Annotated in this window: 3 protein-coding genes; all 3 read left to right on the forward strand. The window is 67.4% G+C overall.

Annotated elements, in window-relative coordinates; all coding sequences use genetic code 11:
* Positions 1-90 precede the first annotated feature (90 nt).
* Entirely contained in the window at positions 91-729 is a 639-nt protein-coding gene (locus VFP86_15985) for a sigma-70 family RNA polymerase sigma factor (protein HET9001138.1), read from the forward strand.
* A gap of 5 nt (positions 730-734) precedes the next feature.
* Positions 735-1,226: a hypothetical protein gene (locus VFP86_15990; protein ID HET9001139.1), complete on the forward strand. Its 492-nt coding sequence runs from the start codon at positions 735-737 to the stop codon at positions 1,224-1,226.
* Between the two features lie 123 nt (positions 1,227-1,349).
* A partial coding sequence (locus tag VFP86_15995) for a POTRA domain-containing protein (protein ID HET9001140.1) occupies positions 1,350-2,078 on the forward strand: 729 nt, incomplete at its 3' end.

Genomic DNA, 2,078 nt, shown 5'->3' on the forward strand with positions numbered 1-2,078 from the left:
ATTCGTGATCACCCGGTTCCCGTTCTGAGGGGTGAGGGGTTGCAGGAGAGGATCTCCCCGCCACCGTGGATATTGTAGGGTGGAGCGTGTATGATGTTTGCCGAGTATTTGCGTGAACTGCAAAAGGTTTCGCTGCTGCGGCCCGATGAGGAGGCGCGGTTGTGGCGGGCGTTCAAGCGCCGCGGCCATGCCCGCAGCCGCGCCCGTCTCATCGAAGCGTACCAGCCGCTCGTGTTCAAGGTGGCGATGCAGCTCCGTCTTCGCGAGGCGATCGTCATGGACATGATCCAGGAGGGGACGGTGGGCCTCATCGAGGCGGTGGAGCGGTACGATCCCGATCGTGGGGTGCGTTTCAGCACCTTTGCGACGTACCGGATCCGTGGGCGAATCCTCAACGCGCTGCACCGTGAGCGGTCGCGCGCGTCCGCCGCCGGTGAGGGGGAGGACGAGGTCCTGATCGAGCGGGTTCCGGACCTGGGCGCGGCGGACCGCCTGGCCGGGGTCGAGGACGCCCTGCTCGTGGAGCAGATCGTGGCGGTGATCGAGCGATTGCCCGATCGCGAACAGCGGATTGTCCGCGCCATGATCGCCAAAGAGGAGGAGCCCAGGCGCATCGCCGACGAACTTCGGATCAGTCTTTCGCACCTCTACCGCCTGCAAAAGCAGGCGGTGCATCGGATCCAGGCATCCTTGCTGCCGCCCTCGCAGGGCGCGCGTGCTGCGGGGTGAGCGGCGTGGACACATCAAGCCGGATTCTCGCCCACATCCGCCACGCTGAGGAGTGGCTCCGAAAGGCTCGGGCTGATTACGCCCGAGGAGATGGGCGCCAGGTGCTGTTGCGGCTGCTCCTCGCCGAGGCCGAGATTCGCCGGGCCCGCGAGTCGGGAGGGGTGACGGCTGGGATCCCGCGCCGCCGTGCCGCGGCGCCGGGGTGGGCGATCCTCGGAGCGCTCGCGGCAGCCGGGGTCGTCATGGCCGGGTACGCGTTGGTGAAGCCACCTGCCTTCGGTCCCGTGGCGACGTCCCCCACAGTGGTCCGAGCCGTTCCTGTCGCGGCGGGGCACAACGGGGTTCTGCGGTTCGAGAGCGGTCAAGTCCTGCCATTTGTCGGGGTCCCCGCCGGGATCCGGCCGGGTGGCCCGACTGGTCCGGGGAGCGTCGAGGGGGTTCTGGGAGATCCACAGCTCAACAGTATTGACGGTCCCGCGCTCGTGACGTTCCGCTAGCCCAGGTTTGCTTGCGCGGTGCGAGCCGGTGCAAGAAGCTTTCATGTGAGCGCAAACCCGGTTCATCTCTGATCTCGCGTTGCCCAGATCGGTAGAGGCCCGTCGGGCAGGGAAGGAGGGGGAATGATCGATCCCTGGACACGGACGTTGCGTGCCCTCGCGTACGGCGTAGCCTGGATACTCTTGCTTGCCGGCGCCACCCTCAGTGGGCTGTGGGCACAGCCCAGTTCGACCCAACAGCCACCGTCCGCGCCTCCGGCACAAACGCCGGCCCAGACCGGCCCCTCCACCCCCCCAGGGCAGCCGCCGTCCACGGCGCCGGGGCAGCCGGCCCAGCAACCATCCACTCCACCGGCCCAGCAGCCATCCACTCCGCCAGGGCAGCCGCCGATCCAGCCTCCGGCCCCGCCGCCCGCCCCATCGATCACGCCGCCGAGCCCGTTTGTTCCGCAGCCCGGCACGCCGCCCCCGACGCTGCCGCCGCAAAAGGTGGCTGAGGTCGTCATCCGGGGTAACGACAAGATCCCCGTCGATCAGATCCTGGCGGTCGTGTCGACCATGGTGGCAGATCCCCTCAACGAGGAGAAGCTCCGCAATGACGTCCAGTCCATTTTGAACCTCGGGGTGTTCCAGGACGCCGTGGTCCGGCTGGAAAACGTCCCCGACGGCGTCCGCGTCGTCTTCGTCGTCGTCGAGAACCCCGTCGTCGATAAGATCGAGGTCAAAGGCAACACCGTGGTTGCGACCGACGATATCCTGAAGGCTCTCAGCGTGCAGACCGGGGCCGTCCTCAACACCGTGACGATGCGCAACGGAGTGCGCGCGGTCGAAAAGCTGTACCAAGACAAAGGC

Source organism: bacterium, from assembly GCA_035703895.1.
GTDB lineage: Bacteria > Sysuimicrobiota > Sysuimicrobiia > Sysuimicrobiales > Segetimicrobiaceae > Segetimicrobium.